General features: G+C 61.7%; 15 protein-coding genes. 2 read left to right on the forward strand and 13 right to left on the reverse strand.

All coding sequences use genetic code 11. The features are described from left to right. Window positions 1–22 precede the first annotated feature (22 nt). The 9 genes from bcsS to MNODULE_RS13490 all read right to left on the reverse strand — a co-directional run bounded on the left by bcsS (window position 23) and on the right by MNODULE_RS13490 (window position 10724). Window positions 23–805: a cellulose biosynthesis protein BcsS gene (gene bcsS, locus MNODULE_RS13450; protein WP_168060621.1), complete on the reverse strand. Its 783-nt coding sequence runs from the start codon at window positions 803–805 to the stop codon at window positions 23–25. Next, entirely contained in the window at window positions 763–3210 is a 2448-nt protein-coding gene (locus tag MNODULE_RS13455) for a glycosyltransferase (protein WP_168060623.1), read from the reverse strand. The genes bcsS and MNODULE_RS13455 overlap by 43 nt, the downstream gene beginning before the upstream one ends. A gap of 254 nt (window positions 3211–3464) precedes the next feature. After that, window positions 3465–4634, reverse strand: coding sequence for a PepSY-associated TM helix domain-containing protein (locus tag MNODULE_RS13460; RefSeq protein WP_168060625.1), 1170 nt, complete (start codon window positions 4632–4634; stop codon window positions 3465–3467). A gap of 15 nt (window positions 4635–4649) precedes the next feature. Next, window positions 4650–5330 (reverse strand): Fe2+-dependent dioxygenase, encoded by a 681-nt coding sequence (locus MNODULE_RS13465; RefSeq protein WP_168060627.1) that lies wholly within the window; start codon window positions 5328–5330, stop codon window positions 4650–4652. 17 nt (window positions 5331–5347) lie between these two features. Next, entirely contained in the window at window positions 5348–7642 is a 2295-nt protein-coding gene (locus tag MNODULE_RS13470; RefSeq protein ID WP_168060629.1) for a TonB-dependent receptor, read from the reverse strand. Between the two features lie 48 nt (window positions 7643–7690). After that, a complete protein-coding gene (locus tag MNODULE_RS13475; RefSeq protein WP_168060630.1) occupies window positions 7691–8563 on the reverse strand; it encodes an energy transducer TonB in 873 nt (290 codons plus the stop codon). A 1-nt stretch (window position 8564) separates the two neighbouring features. Beyond that, window positions 8565–8981, reverse strand: coding sequence for an ExbD/TolR family protein (locus tag MNODULE_RS13480; RefSeq protein WP_168060632.1), 417 nt, complete (start codon window positions 8979–8981; stop codon window positions 8565–8567). Then, window positions 8978–9658, reverse strand: coding sequence for a MotA/TolQ/ExbB proton channel family protein (locus MNODULE_RS13485; protein WP_168060634.1), 681 nt, complete (start codon window positions 9656–9658; stop codon window positions 8978–8980). Before MNODULE_RS13485 ends, MNODULE_RS13480 begins: the two co-directional genes overlap by 4 nt. 307 nt (window positions 9659–9965) lie before the next feature. Beyond that, window positions 9966–10724, reverse strand: coding sequence for a hypothetical protein (locus MNODULE_RS13490; RefSeq protein ID WP_168060636.1), 759 nt, complete (start codon window positions 10722–10724; stop codon window positions 9966–9968). Between the two features lie 225 nt (window positions 10725–10949). On the opposite strand from MNODULE_RS13490, the gene MNODULE_RS13495 reads away from it, so the two are divergent. Then, window positions 10950–15302, forward strand: a complete 4353-nt coding sequence (locus tag MNODULE_RS13495; RefSeq protein WP_168060638.1) for a DEAD/DEAH box helicase — start codon at window positions 10950–10952, stop codon at window positions 15300–15302. Between the two features lie 3 nt (window positions 15303–15305). Beyond that, entirely contained in the window at window positions 15306–15542 is a 237-nt protein-coding gene (locus MNODULE_RS13500) for a tetratricopeptide repeat protein (RefSeq protein WP_168060640.1), read from the forward strand. A 454-nt stretch (window positions 15543–15996) separates the two neighbouring features. Here the strand turns inward: MNODULE_RS13500 and MNODULE_RS13505 are convergent, their stop codons facing one another. The 4 genes from MNODULE_RS13505 to MNODULE_RS13520 form a co-directional block, all read right to left on the reverse strand. Beyond that, a complete protein-coding gene (locus MNODULE_RS13505) occupies window positions 15997–16350 on the reverse strand; it encodes a peptide chain release factor-like protein (protein ID WP_202882211.1) in 354 nt (117 codons plus the stop codon). Window positions 16351–16394: 44 nt separating this feature from the next. Next, window positions 16395–16946 carry a dCTP deaminase gene (dcd, locus tag MNODULE_RS13510; protein ID WP_168060644.1) on the reverse strand — a complete coding sequence of 184 codons (552 nt, stop codon included), beginning with the start codon at window positions 16944–16946 and terminating at the stop codon, window positions 16395–16397. Window positions 16947–17045: 99 nt separating this feature from the next. Continuing rightward, window positions 17046–18164 carry a KamA family radical SAM protein gene (locus MNODULE_RS13515; protein ID WP_320412468.1) on the reverse strand — a complete coding sequence of 373 codons (1119 nt, stop codon included), beginning with the start codon at window positions 18162–18164 and terminating at the stop codon, window positions 17046–17048. A gap of 38 nt (window positions 18165–18202) precedes the next feature. Next, complete coding sequence (locus MNODULE_RS13520; RefSeq protein WP_168060645.1) at window positions 18203–18448, reverse strand: glutathione S-transferase N-terminal domain-containing protein; 246 nt, start codon at window positions 18446–18448, stop codon at window positions 18203–18205. Between the last annotated feature and the right edge of the window lie 21 nt (window positions 18449–18469).

Consider the following 18469-nt stretch of genomic DNA (forward strand, 5'->3'; position numbering starts at 1 on the left):
CTCCTTCCTTTGTTAAAGAGGGCTAGCGAAACCGGGTATAGGCTTGCAGGCCGACATAAGATCCCTCCTGATCTTCCCCTTCCGAGAACCGGGTCCGCTTGAATCCCCCTTTCATCCCGAACGAAAACCTCCCCGGGATCACGTCGATCTCGATGAACCCGCCCCCCTGGCGGGTGAGAAGATCCCGGTTCCCCTGGAGGATCGCTTCGAGGCCGACGGCGAGCCGATCGGTCCAGTTCCCGCTGCGGGTCACCGGAAGCTTGACCGCGAGCCGGCCGAAGCTGTATCTGCTCTTGAAGCTGTGGGAGGAGAATCCGTTGACGACCGCCCGCTTTCCGATCGAGTGGTCAACCATCCCCTGCACGACCCCTCCCTGCTGGAGGTCGAGGTCGCTCCTCCTCTCCCCGCCGGCAAAACGCTCCACCTTCCGGTCCCACCGCCGTTCAACGCCGGCGAGAAGCTGCGCCATCGTCGCTCCCGCCGTGAGCCGCCCCCCCGCAAACAGGCCGGCGCCGGGCGACGTCACGTCGGTCTGCTGATCGTCCGATCCGAAATCGTAGTAGAGATAGCTCCCCTCGACCTTCCCGATCCAGGCGAAACGCTCGTTCAACGGACCAATCAGGCTGACGCTGTAGAAGCCGAATCCGACGCCATGGCTGTCCCCCTCCCAGGCGCCGTATCCTTCCAGCTGCATCGCCCGCCCGGCGGCGGGATCGATGATGAGGGATAGAACAAAAACGGCCAACATTCCGAAACCGAGCTTCAGCGCGGCGTGCGGTTGACGGTTAAACTGCTGATTTTCCATTCCTCCCCTTCTTTCCGAAAGGTCCACCGGTCCCCCATGGACAAGAAAACCTTTTGCTCTTTTCCGGCCGATTGAATCGTCGCGCTCAGATCGTTCACGACCGACGCCTTCTCCTCCTCGATGAACATGGAGAGGTTCTGATGACTTAAGTTGACATACGTCCGCAGGCCGAACTCTTCTTCGTATCGCGTCCGAATCTGGTCGAGGCCGCGCCAGACACGGTCGTCGCTTTCATCATGGAGGGTATAGTTGACGTCCCGGATCACCCCGTCCCGGCTCCAGAGCGCCACCGCCGCATCGATATCCTTCGACAGAGCCGCGTTCTCCTCCGAAAAGACCTTGGCCCGGATGAGCGCCTCGGGAGGGTTGTTGATCAACGCCCGGGGGGCGGAGGGGATCTCCGGCCGCTCGGCCGGAAGCGTTCGGAAGACCTTCTCCTGATCCGGAGCGAGGGTGACCGAAAAATAAAAGAAGAAGGCGACGAACCCGCCGACCGCGGCGAGCCCCAGGGCGCCCCGCCGGTCGGTGACCATCGACCGGAACCGCTCCCCGGTCGTCCGCGACGTCTGGAGAAGAACCGGATCGGTCACCTTCTGCTCGCTCCGATAACTCCAGAGGCTCACCAGAAGGGACGACCCGTAAATAAACCCCTGCCATCCAAGAAGGGAGGCGAGAAGGAGGAGCGTCCCGTTCGTCGGGCCGCTGAAGATCAGGCCGATCGAGGAGAGGAGACAAACGCCGAGAATCACCCCTTCTTTCGCCACGATCTGGAGAGAGCGGATCGCCGCCGCCTCTCCCCGCTGTTTGGGGGTCCGGAGAAAAACCCCCTCCTTCTTCGTGAGGCCCAGAAGGCACGCGAGCGTCACGACCCAGGTCAGACCCAAAATCACCATGAATGCATCGAACGCCTCCCGAAGGGTGCAGCCGAGGCGGATGCGAAGCGCCCAGAAAAACTTCGTTACCCCGAACAGGATGAAAAAGGGGGGACCGAAAAAGGAGGCGACCGCCATCGGAGGCAAAAAGACCGATCGGGCCAGCAAGAAGGCGCTGCTGCTGATCAGCAGGAGGAGGGTGAAAGCGAACGCGAGCGGATCGCCGAGCCATTGGAGCCCCCCCAGCCAATAGTCGGCCTTTTGACCCCAGGTCAGCCGGTTTTCCGGATCGAGCCGGCCCGACCAGGGGAGGAGCTTTTTCCAATGGAGGCGAAGAATCTGCATCCCCCCGAAGGCCCAACGGAAACGCTGCTTCCTGAGCCCCTCGAAATTGAGCGGCATCAGCCCCCTTCCGTAGGTCCGATCGACGTAGACCGATTCATACCCCCGGCTGAGAATTCGAAGGGAGATCTCGGCATCCTCGGTGATGCACCACTCGTCCCACCCCCCCATCTCCTCCAGGACCCTCTTCCGGATCAGCCCCATCGTCCCGGCGAAGATGATCCCGTTCCGCTCGTTGCGGGAGGCCATCGACACCGCGAAAAAATAGGCGTAGGCGCGGTAACAGGCGCCCGCGTAGCGGTCGTCGTTCGAGAAGTCCCGGTAATCCTGCGGGGTTTGAAGAAAAGCGACGTTGGGATTGTCGAAAAATCCGATCAGATCTTTCAGGTAATTCCGCTCGACGACGTAATCCGAATCGATCACCCCGATGATTTCGGCCTCCGGATCGGTCTGCGTGAGACCGAAATTGAGCGCCCCCGATTTAAAGCCGGGCCAGTTGTCGAGATGAAAGAACTTGAAGCCGAGCCGGAGGCAATGCGCTTCGACCGGGCGCCACAACGACTCCTCTTTCGTGTTGTTGTCGATGACGATCACCTCGTAATTCGGATATTCGAGCTTGGCGAGCGCATCGAGCGTTTGAATCACCATCCGGGGGGGTTCGTTGTACGCCGGGAGATGGAGGGAGACCTTCGGGAAGTTCCGCTCGGCGGGGCAGATCGAGAAATTCCTCCGCCACCGGGTCCGGCAGATCACATCGACCACTTCGAAGGTGTGCCCGGTCATGAAGAACATCGCGACCGACTGAAGGAGGAGCAGCGCGATCGAAAAGGCGAAACTCAGCGGACCGAGGTGGGAGGTGAAGGTCACATAGCCCGTATATCCGATCAGGCTGGCGGCGCTCGCCGCCATCGCGGCGAACGCCGCCTGGCCCAAGGCGTTCCACTCCTCCGCCAGCGCCGCCGTCACTATCCCGAGCCCCAGAAAGAGGAGGAGGGGATAGAGCCGCCCGCCGGGGGGGACGATCCAGGTCTCCAGAAGAAGCTGCGCGGCGTAGGCGACGCTCCCCAGGTAGATCAGCGAGACCAGCCAGTGCCCCCGCTTCACCCGGTGGCCGAACAAAAAGAGGGAAAATCCGCTGAGAAGCAGTGCGGAGAGATTCAGGTAAAGAAGATAGGGAAAGATTTCAGACATGAACCCGTTAAATGTATCGCTGCGCCGGCGAAAAAAACCGGCGCATCCTCTCCTTATAAATTATGAACTGTCGTCCATGCGGTTCCGATCGATGCCCGCAGGGAAAAGCGGCGGCGCGCCGTGGAAAAGGACGATCACCGCCGAGCCCTTCCGCCCCCGACAACGTCGGCATATCATACCTGAATGGAATTAACCTTACAAGTTTTTTTGAGCGGGCAGAATGACCGCCGCATTTCGAGCGGACCCGAAGTCCGTCAGGACGCCGTTTGGTTCGGAGTGACCGCCGGCGCCGAGACCGCCTCCCGCTTGCGCTGGAAGATCCGGCGCCACGCCATGGCGAGACCGGTCCAGGCGAGCATGATCCCTCCCATCGCCCCGATAAGAGCGATGATTTGACCCGGAATTCCCCCCGCCACGCCGGTGTGGATCGGCCGGACCCACGCGCGCAACGTTCTTCCGAGGTTGTATTCGGAAAACGGCTCCCATTTCACGACCTCCGCCGTCACCGGGTTGAGCGTCAGCAATGAGCGCGGGCTCGGATGCCAGGTCGCCGGCTCCTGAATAAAAACGGTCGCCGGCCCCTCCGCCTGTTGCGGGAAGCGGAGCCGGATCGACGCCCAGCCGGGCGCCTGCGCCTCCGCGCGCGCCCAGAGGGGATCGACCCGGTCAAGGGGAAATTCAAGGGGAGGCCCGGGGGGGACGGTCTGCCGGGCCGGAGGGGGCTCATTTCCGGCGAGCCTGTAGAGAAGATCGTTGGCCCACCGGTACGACATGACCAGTCCGGTCAGGGTGATGACGACGAGAAGCGGCGCGCACCAGAAACCGATCACGTTATGGCGGTTCCAATCGCGCGCCTTCCCTTGCAAGCGCGGGTTGAAGCGGGTCACCGCTTTGAGCGTCGTGCCGGCCCACCGCCTCGGCCACCAGAGGTAGACCCCGGTGACGACCAGGATCAGGAACGCGGCGTTGGAGACGCCGGTGACCGGCCTTCCGATCTCCCGCGAGCCGAGCCAGCGATGCCAGTCTTGAATGTCATGCATGAGCTTGTGGATCTTCGAGCCTTGTCCCAAGACGTCGCCGGTATAGGGATTCACGAAGAGCGTCCCCTCCCGGCCGAAGCTGACCCCGGCGGAGGAGGTCGGCTCGGAGCGCATCGAAACACCGCTCGGAGGGACCTCCGGAAATGCTTCCCGCGCCTTCGCCACGATCGTCTCCATGTTCAATCTTTGCGCGCCCGGAGCGGGGGGGGGCACGTTCCGAACCCCCCGCTCCGCGAAATCGACGATCTGCGGCTCGAAGGCGATCAGCGCGCCGGTCACCGACATCACCAGAATCACGACACCGGCGACGGTTCCCGCCGCGAGATGGATCCAGAATAGGATATTCCGGAACGTCATCGCCGGTTTGGCCGATACTTTCTCCATTTTTCCATCCCTCCTCTAACTCACCTCCGACCAATGCCGCAGAAGGTTGTGATAAACGCCGGTCAACTGCACGACCGACGGATGGCCCGGGTCCCGCTCCAGCCGCTGGATCCCCAGATCGAGATCGAACAGGATCGATCGCCGGGCATCATCGCGGACCATGCTCTGAATCCAAAAGAAGGAAGCGAGGCGGGTCCCGCGCGTCACCGGCCGGACATGATGAAGACTCGTCGAAGGATAGAGAACCAGGTGGCCGGCCGACAGCTTTATACTTTGCACGCCATAGGTGTCTTCCACCACCAGATCACCCCCCTCGTATTCGTCCGGCGCGCACAGGAAGAGGGTCGCCGAAAGATCGGTGCGTATTTTGTAGGGGGTCCCCGGAACCTGCCGGACGGCGTTGTCGACGTGGGTGCCGAACGACTGGCCGTCTTGATAGCGATTGAAGAGCGGCGGGAAAACCTTCAACGGCAGGGCCGCCGAAATGAACAGCGGACTTTTCCCGAGCGCTTCCAGGATCATCTCGCCGACTTTGACCGCGGCGGGATGGCCCTCCCGCACCTGCATGTTCTCCTTCGCCCTGGCCGATTGATGGCCCGCGGTGACGCGCCCGTCGACCCAGTCGGCCTGCTCCAGGACTCTTCGGGCCTCAATAAGCTGCTCCTTCGTCAATATATCGGGGATACTCAATAACATGGTTGTCTCCTTTCATCTTAGAATTGAAAGTCGGCCGAGGCGATCGCCGACCGCCCCGCGCCGGGGATGAAGTGGCCGCCGCCGACCGACTGGATATATTCCTCATCGGCCAGATTGAATCCGTTGACCCGAAGGGTCAGGCTCTCGGTCGCCCGGTAGGCGACCATCGCGTCGAAGTGCCAGTAGCTCGGCGCGGTCCGTTGGTTGTTGACGTTCGAGAAACGGTCACCGACGAACTGCGCACCTCCCCCGACTTCGAGATTCCACGGCAACTGGTGGGTCGTCCAGAGGCTGAAGGAGTGCTTCGGCGTATTGGCCAGCTCGTTTCCGACCACCGCCGCGTTGAGCGATTCGACCACTTCGCTGTTCATAAGGGCATAGCCGCCGAAGAGCTGCCATTGATCGGTGACGTTTCCGGCGACGCTCAGCTCCACGCCGTCGACCCGCTCTTTCCCCTCCAGGACGATCACGTCGGTGGGGTCGACCGGGTCCTGGGTCCGCGCGTTGGTCTTCTCGGTCCGGAAGAGGGCCACCGTAAAGGCAAGACGCTCCTCGAAGAGATTCCACTTCGTTCCGATTTCATAGGTCCGGCTCTCCTCCGGCTCGGTGTCGACGTTGGCCGCGGCCGTGACGCTGCTGCTCAAGGTCAACCCCTCCCCGGCGGGATTAAACGACGTTCCGTAGGCGGCGTAGAGGCTCCCGTTCGCCGTCGGCTTGAAGACGACGCCGGCCCGCCAGCTGAGCATCCGGTCGGTCCGCTCCAGCGGGGTAACCATTCCATCGGCCGCGCGGGATTGGTAGTCAAGGTCGAAGTAGTCCCACCGCAGGCCGCCGGTGACCTCCCATCGCTCGCCGAGTCCGAGGGTGTCGAAGAGGTAGACCGCCCCGGCCTTCGCGGTTGCGTCATTTTTGGCGCCGGTCCGCCGGACCGAGTCGGGATAGGGGTCGTCCGGATTCGGGTTGAAGAGATCTGTCTGCGACAGCGGCCCTGTCCGGAGATAGTTGACCGAAGTTTCATGGCTGTATTCGATCCCGGTCGTCACCGCATGGTCGATCCCGCCGGTCCGGAACCGGAGGGTCAGGTCGGTCAGGTTGGCGAGAATCGTGTCGGTCTGGTCGCGCGATTGCAGATTCCGGTTGATCACCGTCCCCTGCACCGTCGCCGGTCCCGGATCTAAATCGGCAAAGCGCGGGGCGGTGGTGACCGAGTCGCGCCGGGTCTGGCCGTAGCGGGTCAGATTGCGGAGGCTGAAGGAAGAGCTGAAATCGTGCGCGATCTCCGCGGTGGCGATGTCGGTGATCACCTCGTCGAAATCGCGATCCTTGAGGCCGTAGAAATTGCTGAAGTCGACCGGCGCCGCCTCATCGGCGTAGGTCGCCAGCACCGGGTCGCTGTTGCCGGCCGGCACCCAGGGGATGCCGTAGTCGGGCATGTTGTCCTGATCGAGATGGGAGTAGCTGAGGGTCAGCCGGGTCGGCGTGTCGAGGCCGAAGGCGATCGACGGGGCGACTCCCCAGCGCTGGTTGGTCACCTCGTCGCGGCCGGGAACGTCGGCGTCGTGCCAGAGGGCATTGAGGCGAAGGGAGGTTCCCTGTAATCCTTCCAGAGGCTGGTTGAGGTCGAGGGTCGCCCGTTTGTAATTATCGGTGCCGATCCCGATCGTCCCTCCGTAGAAGGGATCGAGGAGCGGCCGCTTGCTGACCAGATTGATCGCGCCGCCGGTCGAGCCGCGCCCGGCGTACGAAGAAGCGGGGCCTTTGAATACCTCGACCTGTGAGATGTTGAACGGATCGCGGAAATAGCCGCCGAAATCGCGGACGCCGTCGATGAAGAGGTCGGTCCGGGCGTTAAATCCGCGGATCGACAGGTTGTCGGCGGGCGGCCCCCCTCCCCCTTCTCCCGCCTGGAGGGAGATGCCGGGGACGTTGCGCAGCACGTCGCGCAGCGTCGTCGCCCCCCGCTCTTCGATCACCGCCTCGGGAATCACGGTGACCGTCTGCGGGATGTCGACCAGCGGCTGGGTAAATTTCGGCGAGGCGGGCGCTTCGGGCTTGTAGGAGTCCTCATCTCTTTCCTGTTGCCCCGGCACCACCACCTCCGGAAGGACGGCCGACTCCTCGTTGGTCTGCTGCGCCCAGGCGACCGTCCCCATGCCGATCAAAGCCGCCGCGCCGATGACGCTGACGATCGATTGGGCGAAACGCCCTTTGCGCGGTCTGATCTCTGCAGGGGATTGTTTTACGCTTCTTTTCTTCGCCGTCGCTTCCGCCAGCCGCCGGTTGCGGCGGCAGGTCCGTTTCAATTGTCTCATTCTCGGATGTTCCTTTCTCTTTTAGAGGTGAGTGTTTTGATTTTGAACCTATTGTAAATGGAACCGGATCGGGAGGGTCACCTTGCAGGCGACCGGCTCCCCCTCCCGGTTGTAGGCCGGGGTGAAGACCGCCTCCCGGACTTTGCGAAGGGCCACTTCGTTCAAGGCTTCGTCGCTTCCCTGCAACAGACGGACATCCCTTACCCGGCCGGCCGCGTCGATGAAAACCGAGAGGAGCACCCGTCCGTCCTTCCCCCTCCGGCGCGCCGAGCGGGGGTAGTCGCGGGGGGTGATGAGATTGTCGACCCATTGAGGGAGTTTGGCGACTTGAGCGGCGGAAAGGTAGCGGCCCGCGGCGCCGGCCGATCCCCCGGACACCCCGCCCATCTCCCCGCCGGGAGTCCCCCCCGGAATTCCCCCGGTCACACCCCCGGGTTCGCCGCTCTCCGCCGCGGCGACGGAGACAGGTTCTTCTGCGGCGGACTCGCCCGCGTCTGTCTCCTGAGCCTCCACGGAAGAGACCCCCGAAGGAGCCTCCTCCGTGGAGGGGGTTTCAGGCGCTTCCGGAACCTCCGGAAGATCGGAGGAGACTTCCGAAACGACCGGCGGGATGATCGCTTCCGGCTTCGGCGGCGTCTCCTTCTGGGGGAGAGAAGACGCCGCCGCCCGCTTCTTCGCGACGGTCCGGACCGGAGCGGGCGTTGTTTTCGCCTGGGCTCCCGGTCCCGGCGGCGGGGGCGGGGCGGGGGGAGCCGGTAAAAGCGACGTCATGGAGAGGTCGAGTTCGGCCACAACGCGGGGGGATGGCTCGACGGCCGAGGTCAAGGTATAGTAGACCCCGCCGCCCAATCCGGCATGGACGAGGGTTGAGAGAAAGATCCCGATACTTGTGCCGCTGAATATCTGCTTAAGGAGAATCATCTTAAGGCGACGCCCCCTGCTCCGACGCCAACGCCACCCGCGTGACCCCCGATTGCTTGATCGCGTCGAGAACGCCGACCACCTGTTGGTAGTGAATCCCGCCGTCGGCGGACAATGTCACCCGCACGCCGGGATTCAACTCCGCCTCGCGCGCCAGGTTCGCCTTCAGGCCGTTGAGATCGACCGCTTCTTCCATCAAATAAAGACGGCCGTCGCCGTCGAGCGAGACGATCAGGCCGGCGGCGGTGGGAGGGGCCTCCGCCGCGGCGGTCTTGGGGAGATTGATCTTCAGCTCCCCGTTGGAGGTAAAATGGGCCGTGACCATAAAGATGATCAGGAGCACCAGCACCACGTCGACCAGCGGCGTGACATTGATGCCGGTGACCGCCCCGTCGTCGCCGGAATCCGATCCGCTCATGCGCGCACCTCTTCCTTCTCCTCTTCCGTTGCGCCGACAAGGCGATGTTGGTCCCGCTTGGTTTCATCCCTCAAATAGACCTGCATCCTGTGAATGAGGCTCTGGGCGTTGGCGCTCACCCGCTTTACCTTCGTGTGAAAGGCATTGTTGGCCGCCACCGCCGGGATCGCCACGAAAATTCCGAACGCCGTGGCGATCAGCGCCGAGGAGATGCCGACCATCACGACGCCGATCCCCGACTGCCCGCTGGTGGCGAGGTCGTTGAAGGCTTTGATGATGCCGAGGACCGTGCCGAACAATCCGATGAACGGCGCGTTGTTCCCGAGACTCCCGAGGATGATCAAATTCCGCTCCAACGCGGCCCGCTCCAGCACCAGACGGGAGGTCATCGCTTCCGACACGGAGGCCGGCCCTTTGGCAAAGTGCGCCAGCCCCGCCGCCGCCACCCGCGCTTCGACCCCCCGTCCGTTCTCCGCCGCCTGCCGCGCACCCGCCAGATCTCCCTCTTCCAAGCAACCGGCCAACGTCTCCAGAAAACGCGGAAAGTCGAGCCGGTTTTTCCGGAAAACCCACCCCCGCTCCAGCATGACCCCCAAAGAAACCACGCTGGCGGCGACGAGCAGCCAGAGCACCCATATATCCCCCAAGAGGGCCAACCGATGAAAGACCGCGTCCATAAGATTCCTCCTACCTGAAAAAAGATCGCCCGCCCCGTTTCCGCCCGGTGAAAATAAAAAAGCCCAAAGCCGAAGTGATTCGGCTTTGGGCTTTGGGCCAATATGCTACGGCGCGAGCCTCACTGACTGGAATTGAGAATCAATCTCAATATCATCGACAAGATACTCCATCCGGATTTACGGTGTCAATATCTTTTTTTAATTGAATGAAAAGAATGGGAGACGAATGTTGCTCGGGGTCGGGAGTGGGAGTTCGTTTCGGTCGTGCGCGGTCGCCGACGGGGGCGCGAAAGAAGCGCGAACGGACTCACGGCGTCCAACTCGCGTTCTGTGTAGCGACGGTGTGGGGCAGCGGGTCCGACGGGATCGGCAGGTAGGGATAGCGGCCGAACAGGGTGTCGAAATCGTGGCCTGCCTTGATCCCGCGGATGAGACGGAAAAGCCCTTCCGAGCCGGCGCGGGAGTGCCACTCTCCGACGACTTGCCTCGCCGTGCCGTAGCTCCGCTGCCCATCGGCCCAGGGGACCGCATTGCCGAGAAGTTTGAGCGCCGGAGCGCCCCGGCCGTTGTCGGTGGCCCGAAGCCACGTATCGATGGTGTAGTCGGGGTCTTGGCTGACCAGAACCGCCAGCCCCTCATCGAACCAGGGTGGGATCGCATGCCAGGCCCTGAAATCACCGACCCGGCGGTAAAGCTCGACATGCGTCAACTCGTGAGAGATCGTCACCAGGCCGAGTCCGCGGGGAGAGAGCAACACTCTGGACGATCCATACGCTTTTCCTCTTGCGGTCACACCGCCGTTTGAAACAAAACAAGCCTCGGTGGAGCAAGCATAAATCGTAGGGTTGCCTTTGAGACGGCCGAAGAAATCCGAGACGCGCGCCTTCGCGGCGCCGATCGTCTCCAGCAATGTCTCGCGTTGGGAGGACGGCATCGACGCATCGACATAAACGCCGTCGTCGATCTGAACGAATCCGAACCAGGTGGGGGCAAAAAGCTTGGCGCTCCGGAAGGTGCTGCACCCGGATAGGATAATTATCAGAACAATGAGAAAAATTCTTCGCATCTGCCCCCCTCACGATCAAGGTGGCCCGCCGCCTAGTATAAAACCCCGCGGTGTTTCACGGTCGCTTCGAGTGCGTAGTTAATCTCTCAAGTAGTCCGGTTCTGTTAAGGCAATCCACACTCTACCACAATTCTCATTCTCATCCACGTGAAAAATGCCGGTCCTTCCCTTTCCTATTTCCTCTCGCTCTTCCCTACCCCCCTCCCAAAGTGTATAATGACCCTCATGTCTTTAACCCCCTTTCATCCCATTATTGCCGACTGGTTCAGAGAAAAATTCGGCGAGCCGACCGAGCCGCAGAAACTCGGTTGGCCCCCTATTCTCTCGGGCGAAGATACACTCATCGCCGCGCCGACCGGATCGGGAAAGACGCTGGCGGCCTTTCTCTGCGCCATCGATCGGCTGGTTCGGGACGGGATCGCGGGGCGGCTCACCCATGAAGTGAAGGTCCTCTATGTTTCGCCGCTCAAAGCGCTCAGCAGCGATGTACAACGAAACCTTCAGACGCCGCTGGAGGAGATCCAAAAGCGCGCCGTCAAACAGTGGGTGAAGCTTCCGGAGATCCGGGCGCTGGTCCGAACCGGCGATACCCCCTCGCACGAGCGGCAGGCAATGCTCCGGAAGCCGCCGCACATTCTGGTGACGACGCCGGAATCTCTTTATCTTTTGCTCACCGCACAGAAAAGCCGGGAGATTCTGCGGACGGTGGAGACGGTGATCGTCGATGAAATCCATGCCGTCGCGCGGGACAAACGGGGATCGCACCTGGCTCTTTCGCTCGAGCGGCTGGAAGCGCTCTGTAATAAACGGCCGGTCCGGATCGGCCTCTCCGCCACACAGCGGCCGATGGAAGAGATCGCGCGGTTTTTGATCGGCAGCAAACGGGTCGATGCCAATGGACATTCCCCCTGCGCGATTGTCGATGTCGGCCACCAGCGCAATCTCGATCTGGCCATCGAAGTTCCTCCCAGCGAGCTCTCCGCCGTCTGCTCGAACGAGCAGTGGGCCGAGGTCTACCATCGCCTCGCGGCGCTGATCCAGCAGCATCGAAGCACCCTCGTCTTCGTCAACACCCGCCGGCTGGCGGAGCGGGTGACCCATCAGCTCGCAGAACTTCTCGGAGAGAACGCGGTCTCGTCCCACCACGGCAGCCTCTCGAAAAAGATCCGGCTGAAAGCGGAGCAGCGTCTAAAAGCGGGAGAGCTCAAGGCGGTCGTCGCCACCGCCTCCTTGGAGCTGGGGATCGATATCGGCTTCATCGATCTGGTCATCCAGGTCGGCTCCCCCAGGTCGATCGCGACCTTCCTGCAGCGGGTCGGGCGCTCCGGCCATGCCCTCGGCCTCACCCCCAAGGGCCGGCTCTTTGCCCTCACGCGGGATGAGTTGATCGAGTGCGCCGCGCTGATCCGGGCGATCCGCCATGGCCGCCTCGACCGGATCATTCCGCCGGAGGCGCCGATCGATATCCTGGCGCAGCAGATCATCGCCGAGACGGCCGACCGGGAGATGGACGAGCAGGCCCTCTTCGACCTCAGCCGCGCCGCCTGGCCCTATCATCAGCTGACGCGAGAGAAATTCGGCGCAGTCGTTCAGATGTTGAGCGAAGGATTCGCCACCCGGCTCGGCCGGAGCGGGGCGTACCTCCATCACGATCGGGTGAACAAGAAGATCAAGGCCCGGCGCGGGGCCCGCCTGGCGGCGATCACCTCCGGCGGCGCGATCCCGGAGCTGGCCGACTATCGGGTGGTGGCGGAGCCGGAGAAGATCGTCGTCGGATCGGTCGATGAAGATTTCGCCGTCGAGAGCCTCTCGGGAGATGTCTTTCTCTTGGGAAACACCTCCTGGCGTGTCGTTCATGTCCGCGGCGGCGATGTCGTCGTCACCGACGCCCACGGCGCCCCTCCGACGATCCCCTTCTGGCGCGGCGAAGCGCCGGCGCGGACGGTGGAGCTGTCGGCGGCGCTTTCCGATCTGCGCGAAGAACTTTCCGACCGGGTCGATCGGCCCGACGAGGCCGCCGCGTGGCTGAGGGAAGAGGCGGCGCTGGATGAATTCGGCGCCCGCCAGATGGTCCATTATGCCCAGGCACAGAAAGCCGCGATCGGTCTTCTCCCCACCCAGCGGCATCTTCTCTTCGAACGCTTCTTCGATGAGTCGGGGGGGATGCAGCTGGTGATTCACTCCCCCTTCGGCGGGCGGATCAACCGGGCGTGGGGACTCGCCCTGCGAAAGCGCTTCTGCCGGACGTTTGATTTTGAGCTGCAGGCGAGCGCCGACGACAACGGCATCGTTCTTTCGCTCGGGCCGCAGCAGAGCTTCCCGCTCGAACAGGTTGCGAAGATGCTCCGCGCCGAGCAGGGCCGGGAGATTTTGGTCCAGGCGCTCCTCGCCGCGCCGATGTTCAACACACGGTGGCGGTGGAACGCCAACCGCTCGCTCGCGATCCTGCGTCAGCGGAACGGCAAGCGGGTCCCGCCGGCGCTCCAGCGGATGAAATCGGACGACCTGCTCTGCGCCGTCTTCCCGCAACAGGTCGCCTGCCGGGAAAACCTGCCGGGAGACATCCCGGTCCCCGATCATCCCCTGGTCGAGCAGACGATCGTCGACTGTCTGCATGAGGCGATGGATATCGACGGCTGGCTCGATCTGCTGCGTGCGATTGAACGGGGCGAGATCGAAATCACCGCCGCCGACACGCGCGAGCCGACCCCTTTCGCCTACCAGATTCTCAATGCCAGCCCGTATGCCTTCCTGGATGACGCGCCGCTGGAAGAACGGCGGGCGCGGGCGGTGGCGACCCGGCGGACGCTGACGGTGGAGTCGGTCCGCGACATCGGCCGTCTCGACCCGCTCGCCATCGAGCAGGTCCGGAAAGAGGCCTGGCCGTTGGTCCGCGACGCCGACGAGCTGCACGATGCGCTCCTCTTGATCGGAATGCTCCCGGCCGCCGAGGGTGAAGCGTGGGCCCCCTTCTTTCACACGCTCCGCCTCTCCGGCCGTGCGGTCGAAGCACGCGGTCCGGATGGCCGGCGCTTCTGGATCGCCGTCGAGCAGTGGCCGATGGCTCATGCCGCCCGGCCCGATCTCGTTCCGCAGACGACGCCGACGATTCCGGACGGGATTCGCCAAGATGGGTCGGCCTCCGAAGGATGGGTGGCGCTGGCGCGCGGGCGGTTGGAGGTGGTCGGCCCGGCCACAACAGCCCAGATCGCTCATGATCTTGGATTGAATCCGGACCACGTTGAATCAGCGTTAGGGGCATTGGAAGCGGAAGGTTTTGTCCTGCGGGGGCGCTTCACGCCGGATGCACCGGAGACCGAATGGTGTGCACGTCGGTTGCTTGCACGTATCCACCGTCTGACACTCGACCGCCTGCGGCGTCAGATCGAGCCGGCCTCGGTGGAAACCTTCCTCCAGTTCCTCCTGCAGTGGCATCGGCTCCTTCCGAAAACGCAGCTGCATGGACGCGAGGGACTCTTCTCGGTGATCGAGCAGCTCCAGGGATTCGAGATTGCGGCCAGCGCGTGGGAGCGGATCATCCTCCCCTCCCGGATCGCCCGCTACAATCCGGCCTGGCTCGATGAGCTCTGCTTGAACGGCGAAGTCGCCTGGGGACGACTCAGCCCGCCCGTCGCGAAGAAGAGCAACGGCGACGAACCGGGCCGGCCCCGGCAGGCGACGCGAAACCTTCCGATCTCGCTCATGGCGCGGGAAGATCTCGGCTGGCTCAGAACATCATTGGAAGAGCTTCCCTTTCTCAGCGAAAATGCGAAGACGGTCCTTGAAGCGCTCCGCCGGCAGGGGGCGTCGTTTATCTCCGATCTTCTCTCCGCCACCCGCCTTCTTTCGACCCAAATCGACGAAGCCCTTTGGGAGCTGGTCGCCGCCGGTCTGGTCACAGGCGATGGGTTCTCGGCGGTCCGGTTGCTGACCGACCCGAATCGTGCGGAGCGCGCCGCCCTCTCCCGACGGCGGCGCGGGTGGAAGCGGACGCCCCGCGCGCGCGGAAGCGGAAGATGGACCATCCTCCCCTCCGCTCCCGATACCATTCCACCTGAAGATCGCATCGAGGCGTGGGCTTGGCAGCTTCTTCAGCGCTATGGGATTCTCTTCAGGGATCTCATGGGCCGCGAAGAGGGAGCGCCTCCCTGGTATCGGCTTCTCCCAATCCTGCGGCGGCTGGAACAACGGGGAGAGGTTCGGGGGGGGCGATTCGTCCTCGACGTCGGCGGGGAGCAATATGGCCTGCCGGAGGCGGTCGAGTCGCTGCGTCATCTGAAACAGCATCCGCCGGAGACGGAGACGGTTTTTCTCTCGGCGGTCGATCCATTGAACCTGATCGGCATTCTGACACCGGGCCGGCGGGTGACGGCCCAGCCGTCGAACGCCGTCGCCTTCCACGGCGGCGCCTTCGTCGGATCGCGCGAGGGAAAGGAAATTTGGATCTCCGAGAAGCTTCAGAAAGAGACCTCCCGGCAGATCGAGCGGACCCTGGCGTCGGGCCGGTTGTTGGCGCCGGAAGAGCCGGGGGAAGAGGGCGAGGGGGAGATGGAACAGATCGGCTTACTAACGGAGTGATCGATGGGCTGGCGGAATCGGATCAATCAATTTTTCTCAATCGGCCTACTGTTGCTGGCGGTCGGATGCGGCAACCCGGAAGCGAAAAGCAAAGAGCTTTACGACACCGCGCAATTCGAAGAGCAGCAGCGGAACTTCAAACATGCGCGGCAGCTTTACGAGCGGATTCTGAAAGAGTATCCGGAAACCGAAACGGCCAAGCAGGCCGAAACAAGGTTGAAGGAGTTGGAAGAAAAATAAATGGTTTATTCAGCCTGCTTCCACTACAAGTATTCGCTTCTTGGAAAAAACGCATCGTTCGAACATCGGTTTGAATCCCGCCAACCTCTGCGGCAATCACCGCACATCCTCACCCTAGAAGGCGGTCTTTCTCCAGATTGACGAATCAGCGTGATCTGGTAAATTTTACTTATGGAATGTCCAAAATGTAAGGTCCGGAATGGAGATCATCGCTCTTTTTGCTGGAAGTGCCGGTTTATGATCGCGCTTCATTGCCGCTCTTGCGGATCGCCGTATAAGAGCGGTACTGCGCATTGCAACGGGTGCGGGAAAAATCTCCTCGATCAATCCCACCCGACCCTGGCCCCCAAAATACCGCTCCCCTATTTTATCCCCAAATCCGATCCGCGCTAGGGGAACCTCAGCTCGTTCATGGATGTCCGACCCGGAGAGAAAAAGCGGTCGTTCAGGGCTGTTACGGGGTAATCTCTTTTGACTGGCGCAGCTGTTTCTTTTCGGCAAGCTTTTTCTTGAACGCGAGGACTCTTTCCTTGGCCGCCTTTGGAGGTCGGGTCTTTACCCTCGGCTTCGGGACCCGGTTCAGTCCCGCCAATTTTCGCTGCAGTCGGCGGAAGGCAAGGAGGCGGTTCTGGGCTTGAGAGCGCTGCTCGGTTGCGATGACGATCAGACCGGAGGGAGGATGGTGGAGGCGGACGGCCGATTCGGTTTTATTTTTTTTCTGTCCGCCCGGGCCGCTGCTTTTATAAAAGGAGATTTCGGTTTCGCGTTCGAGGGTCTTCATGTCGGTCGCAAACGGCTTCTTCCTCACGCTTCCCTCCGTTTTTCTCATGGCGAACAGGTTCATCGTTGACACTAAATCTTGGGAAGCGTGATCCCGACTTGAGATTGATATTTTCCTTTCTTATCGGCGTAGGAAACCTCACACTCCTCATCCGACTCGAAGAAAAGAACCTGGGCAATCCCCTCGTTGGCGTAGATCTTCGCCGGCAGCGGGGTGGTGTTGGAGATCTCCAGGGTGACGAACCCCTCCCACTCCGGCTCGAACGGGGTGACGTTGGTGATGATGCCGCAGCGGGCGTAGGTCGATTTTCCAACGCAGATCGTCATGACATTGCGGGGGATCTTGAAGAACTCGACGCTCTTCCCCAAGGCAAAGGAGTTGGGGGGAATGACGCAAACATCCCCTTTGAAGTCGACGAACGATTTGGGATCGAATTCCTTCGGGTCGACGAGGGTGTTGTTGATGTTGGTGAAGATCTTAAATTCGTTGGCAATCCGGATATCGTAACCGTAAGAGGAGACACCGTAGGAAATTCCCCCGGCGCGGACTTGTTTTTCCTCAAACGGCTGAATCATTCCATAATCTTTGGCCATACGCCGAATCCATCGATCGCTCTTAATCATCCGATCCCTCCGCTAAGCGTTCCCATCCCCATATAGTGTGTTCGATTGGAAGTACGCTACCACAAATGGGGAATGCTTGCAATCAAAACCATCAATTTTCTAGTCGGTATCGTGGGGAACCACCCAGAAGGAAGCCGCATCCTTATTGACCTCTTTGGGAACGTTCGGCTGGGAGTATTTGAAGGTCTTCTCCTCGTAGTTCTTCACAATCGCCTGGTCGTCATCGAGATAAAGGAGGGTGTCCTGGGGAAGAATCGCCACCTTTCCTCCGCCGCCGGGGGCGTCGATCACATAGTGCGGCACCGCCATTCCGGAGGTATGGCCGCGCAGCGCGGAGATGATCTTCAATCCCTTCTCCACACGGGTCCGGAAATGATGCGTCCCCTTCACCAGGTCGGCTTGATAGATATAATACGGCTTCACCCGGATCGAGAGGAGTTTCTGCATCAGCCGTTTCATCACCTCCGGGTCGTCGTTCACCCCTTCCAGCAAAACGGTCTGGCTGCCGAGCGGAATCCCCGCATCGGCGAGCATCCCGCAGGCCTTGGCGACCTCGGGGGTGATCTCGTCGGGGTGATTGAAATGAAGGTTCATATAAAGCGGGTGGTACTTCTTGAGCATGTTGCAGAGGTTCTCGGTGATCCGGGAGGGAAGGGTTCCCGGCACGCGGGTGCCGATCCGGATGATCTCCAGGTGCGGAATCGCGCGGAGCGCCTTTAAGACCCGCTCCAGAAGCATGTCGACCACCATCAGCGGATCGCCGCCGGAGAGGATGATGTCGCGGATTTCGGTATGGGCCGAGATGTAATCGACCACCTGCTTGAGATTCTCCGGCGTCAGCGTGCCGGGGGAGCCGACAAACCGCTTTCGGGTGCAGAATCGGCAGTAGATCGGGCATTGGTTGGTGATGACCAGCAGCACCCGGTCGGGATAGCGATGGACCAGATTCGGCACGGGACTGTCTTTCTCCTCGTGCAGCGGGTCTTCGGAATCGCAGGCGGCGTCGGGATGGTCTTCCTCGGCGGTCGGAACCACCTGCTTCCAGATGGAATCCCCCTTCTCTCTGATTAATTTAAAGACATGCGGCGTGATCCGCATCGGGTACTGCTCGACAATCTCGCGCACCTCTTCCGCAGGGACGCCCAACATCTTCTCCAGCGTCTCGACGTCGTCGATACTTTCTTTGATATCTTTCTGCCACTGCTCCACAGCGATCACTCCCCTCTTAATTAAAGATAGAAAGGCCCGCCCCCTCGTCAGGGCTGCTGTCCGTACTTTTTTTCCAGATAGGCGATGATCTCATCCTCGTCGTCCAGGACGACATCGCCGTCGACCAACACCGGCACCAAATATTGCCCCGAGACCTCGAAGACCTCCTTCCGGTTCGGCCGATAGGAAGGAACCGCGATCTTCTCGTATTCCAGCCCCAGCTCCTCCAATTTATCCCGCACCATCCGACAATAAGGACAGGAATCAAGATCATACAGTTTCATTTTTTCCATTGTTTCGCTTGCCAAATCCTT

Source organism: Candidatus Manganitrophus noduliformans (assembly GCF_012184425.1).
Classification (GTDB): Bacteria; Nitrospirota; Nitrospiria; order SBBL01; family Manganitrophaceae; genus Manganitrophus; species Manganitrophus noduliformans.